Genomic DNA, 4004 nt, shown 5'->3' on the forward strand with positions numbered 1-4004 from the left:
CCGACCACGTCCGGGGAGGCAAGTAGGGCGTGCGTCATCCTGGAAGTCAGCGGAGTTGGCCCGCCACTTCACCGCAGAGGGCAACCGTCTGGCCGCGCGCGTGGCCGACGAACTGGGCGACGGCTACGAGGTACAGTTCAGGTCCTGCGAACCAGGCGTGCCGCCGCGCCGGTTCCGTGGGTCGCACCCCTCCCTTCCCGTACCGTGCCCCGCACTGGCCTGTCGCGGGGACTGTTTCACTGCCTGTTGTCCCAGCGTCCACGTCCGCAGGCGGTGAAGATGACGGCCCGGATGCCGTCGCCCATGCCCCCGGGAGAGCCCGCACTGTGTGGTGTCGGGCCGGGGGCTATGTCGCGGCACCCAAGAGGGACCCATGAAAAACCAGTGACGAGTAAGGAGATGAGCATGCCGGAACCTACTCCCGGACCGGAACGGTCCGCCAGCCTGGGTACCGAGGGCGAGCTGGACCAGGACCGTTACATCGGGACGCGGGACCTCACCCGGTGGAAGTCCGGCCCGGGCCTATGGCTCGCCGACAGCGTCAACCGGATCGGCAGGCTCCTGGGCCCCTATCAGGCTTTGGTGCTGCTCCTGGCGCTCGGGGCGGGGATCTCCGTGACGATGACGTGGCTGGCCTCGGAGACCTATGAGGCCGTCACGCAGGCCAACGGGGTAGCCGCGCTTGACCACCCCGTCCTGGACACCATGCTGGGGCTGCGTTCTCCCGGCACAAACGTCCTGGCCACGGCCTACACCAATATCGCCGGGGTGGTGGGGATGCCCATCCTCGCCGCCGCCACCATGGTCACCCTCGCCCTGAGGCGACGCTCCTGGACGCCCGTCATCCTGATCACCGCCGCCGCCGCCGGGTCCTTGTTCATGACCCTGTCCGGAAAGAACCTCATCGGCCGGACCCGCCCACCCCTGGCTGATGCGGTCCCCCCGTATGAGCACTCTGCATCCTTCCCGTCCGGGCACACCCTCAACGCGCTCGTGATCGCTGGCATCGTCGCCTATGTACTGCTATTGCGCCAACACTCCCGCCGTACCCGGGTGCTGACCATCACCCTCGCGTCAACCTTCGCTCTCACCATCGGGATCAGCCGGGTCTTCCTGGGTCACCACTGGTTCACCGACGTCCTCGCCGCCTGGCTCCTGGGCCTGGCATGGCTGGCGATTGTCATCACCGCCCACCGCCTGTACCTGACCACTCGCAAACGGACCACCCCGGCTCCCTTCGCCGAACCGTAAGCAACCCCGAGCAAGACGAGGCAGCGCGCGGCCGGACGGCGGCCGCCCAGGAACAGGTCCGTAGTCACCGGTGGTCAGGTCACCTGGGACCCGATGGAGATCGAGACGGTCCTGGTCGGTGACCTCACCGGTGCACCGGTTGCGGGGACCGTCCGGTTCGGTGTGGATGGCCGGCACTACGAGCTCGACCTCAGCCAGGACACCGCCAAGCAGTTAAGGGCCGAAATGAGGAACTACGTATTTCGCGCGCCCGGTCGCGGCGCCGGAGGCCGCACAGGAAGCCACGCTCATCCGGACCTGAGCCAAGAACAACGGGTACGAGGTCGCCGCCCGCGTGCGTATTCATCGTGAAGCGATCGAGGCCTACCGTCAAGCCGTCTAAGCCCGGCGGCGCCCTGCCGTTGACTGGATGGACGCCGGCAATCGCCGCGCCCCGCCGCCGGGGGGCTGACGTCCCCCCAGTCTCCTGAGCACGTGTCGCCGGTCGCCCCCGAGGACTAATCGGACTTCTCGCCCGCGCAGATGCCGATGATCATCGGCCCGACGTTGCCGAGAGATCTCAGCAGCGCAGCCTCAGCCGAAGCGTTGACCACCGGCCATTCTCCGGATCCGTGAGGAAACGGTGGGTGCCTCAGGTGGTGTCGAAGGACTGGAGGGCGTCCAGGAAGTGCTCGGGGCGTTCGAGGTGGGGGACGTGTCCGCAGCCCGGGACGACGGCGAGTTGACCATGTCGCAGTCGGGATGCTGCGTGACGGGCCTGGGATACCGGGACGACCGCGTCTTGAGCCCCCCAGATGATGAGGGTGGGGATCCGGAGCTGGGGCAGGGCATCGAGCAGCACCCGGCGCTGCCCGAAGGGACCGGCCTGGGTGCGCAGGGCGGCCAAGGAGGTATGCAGGTGGTGTGGCAGGCCCGCCAGGCGACGCTGCTCCGCCACCCAGTGCGGCGGCGCCAAGTGTGGTTGGGCGAACATCAGCGGGATCCGGGCCCACGCACGGTGGACCGCGCCGATGCTCGTGCGTCCGGCTCGCGTTGCGACGTCACCGTAACCGGGGACGGTGAGGGCACGCAGGGCCGGGTTGACGTAATGGCCCAGTCCCGCGGAGTCCTCGAGGACCAGGCGATGGACGCGGTCCGGGTAGCCCAGGGCGAGCTCGAGGGCGATGCTGCCACCCAGGGAGTGACCGACCACGACGGCCGGTGGCGCCTCGGCTCCGTTGACGGTGTCGAGGAAGGCCGCCATCGCCTCGGCCAGGCGTTCCGGTGCCGGCGCCTCATCGGAGGGCAACGGGTCACTGGCGCCGTACCCGGGCAGGTCCGGCGCGTACACGGTGTACCGGCTGGCCAGCCGGGGCAGGACCTCGCGCCAGTACGCCGAGCTCTCCCCGACGCCGTGCAAGAGCAGCAGCGGCCGGCCGGAACCGGCGACCAGGTAGTGGATGCGTCCCCCGTCCAGCGAGATGTCGCGAAGCTCGATACCCATGCCTGCCCCCAGTGCCGTGACCAACCGATGCCTTCCGCACCGATCATCGCACGCGCCCACCGATCGTCCCGCCCAACCCCGCGGCAGCTCGCCCCCATGAGCCATGCCGGTAGCGGGGTTGACCCCTAGGGGAGCGGCTTACAGCACCCGTTCGCCGAGGCCGGCGGAGGCTGCATGGGCAATGGCTCCTGCCCGAAACGGGATCCACTACTGGGGTGAGGTCTGGCAAGGGGTCGTCAGCGATCGTCAGTGTGGTGGGCGGTTACGGAGGCATTCTGTCCCCCGGTCTGGTCAAGGCCCTCGGGACGCTGGAGTGGGGCCGACTATCTTAGGCATCTGAAGGCGTTGCGTACCGTTCTGCGCTCGGCGGGCCTCACTGCTTTCGGCTCACCACGCCTTACCCGGTTCGATCCTGCCTACAGGCTGTGGTGCATGCGTGGCCATGAAATCGTCCTGGGCCTCCAAGACACCGACTGACGAGCCAAGGTGGCCTCCTCCTATGAACGGTGTGTCGGCTGTTTTGCGGATCAGGCTGTCGTTGTCTTTTCAGACTGCAGGGTCTGATCGCGAGTGCGGAGGTAGTTGGCGATCGCTAGGAGGTTGATCGCCGCCCGGCTCACGATACCCACCGGGCGATCATCCTCGCCGTTGACCACCGGCACCTTCTTCAGCCGTGCGTCCGACAGCGCAGCGACAGCATCTGCGACCGATGCGCCGGCCGTGATGGTGACGACATCGCGGGTGGCCAGCCTCATGACATTCAGGTTCGCCAGATCGGACATGGCCTGTTCGAGGTCGTCATCGGCACCAACCGCATAGGAGTAGATCGAGATCGAGGACGGATGGGCGGCAGACAGATAGCGCATGACATCGCCGTCGGAGAGGAAGCCTGCCAATGATCCCTTGTCGTCGAGGATCGGCGCCCCCGAGATGCCGCGTGCTGCGAAGGTGCGCAGGGCGTCAAGCACCGACTGGTCCCAGGACAGGGCGTAGACCTCGGACTTCATGATCGATGCGACGGTGTGCGCCGAGCTCTGATCGAGCTCATCCGAGCGACGCGAGCGAACCGAACGGTACGCGAGGATGGCATGGGCGATGCCGATGAGTGAGGTGAGGACCACCAGGGCGGCAGCGCCGTGGAAGCCGGTGAGCATTGCCTCGCTCTCGCCGAGCCCGGCGCGTACGTTCGCGGCCGTCAGTGCACCGTAGATGCCGGCGGCCAGCGAGGTGCCCACACAGCCGGCGATCTGGAAGCTGGTGGAGACCACCG

General features: G+C 67.8%; 3 protein-coding genes and 2 pseudogenes. 3 read left to right on the top strand and 2 right to left on the bottom strand.

Annotated elements, in window-relative coordinates:
• Positions 1-405: 405 nt before the first annotated feature.
• The 3 genes and pseudogenes from PLJ28_RS15145 to PLJ28_RS15995 form a co-directional block, all read left to right on the top strand.
• Positions 406-1251 (top strand): phosphatase PAP2 family protein, encoded by an 846-nt coding sequence (locus PLJ28_RS15145; protein ID WP_298045586.1) that lies wholly within the window; start codon positions 406-408, stop codon positions 1249-1251.
• A gap of 93 nt (positions 1252-1344) precedes the next feature.
• Positions 1345-1482: pseudogene (locus PLJ28_RS15990) on the top strand (Lsr2 dimerization domain-containing protein); the annotation flags it as partial.
• A gap of 79 nt (positions 1483-1561) precedes the next feature.
• Positions 1562-1633, top strand: a pseudogene (locus PLJ28_RS15995) (Lsr2 family protein); the annotation flags it as partial.
• A gap of 249 nt (positions 1634-1882) precedes the next feature.
• Here PLJ28_RS15995 and PLJ28_RS15150 read toward each other — a convergent pair.
• Positions 1883-2734 carry an alpha/beta fold hydrolase gene (locus PLJ28_RS15150; protein ID WP_183525436.1) on the bottom strand — a complete coding sequence of 284 codons (852 nt, stop codon included), beginning with the start codon at positions 2732-2734 and terminating at the stop codon, positions 1883-1885.
• Positions 2735-3261: 527 nt separating this feature from the next.
• Positions 3262-4004, bottom strand: a 743-nt coding sequence (locus PLJ28_RS15155) for a CBS domain-containing protein (protein WP_324590366.1), incomplete at its 5' end; no start/stop codon positions are given.

It is taken from the genome of Citricoccus sp. (genome assembly GCF_035445025.1).
Taxonomy (GTDB): Bacteria; Actinomycetota; Actinomycetes; order Actinomycetales; family Micrococcaceae; genus Citricoccus.

Excerpts from the sequence above, each read along its gene's own strand:
- PLJ28_RS15145 (WP_298045586.1), top strand. The coding sequence starts at position 406 with ATGCCGGAACCTACTCCCGGACCGGAACGGTCCGCCAGCCTGGGTACC.
- PLJ28_RS15150 (WP_183525436.1), bottom strand. The coding sequence starts at position 2,734 with ATGGGTATCGAGCTTCGCGACATCTCGCTGGACGGGGGACGCATCCAC.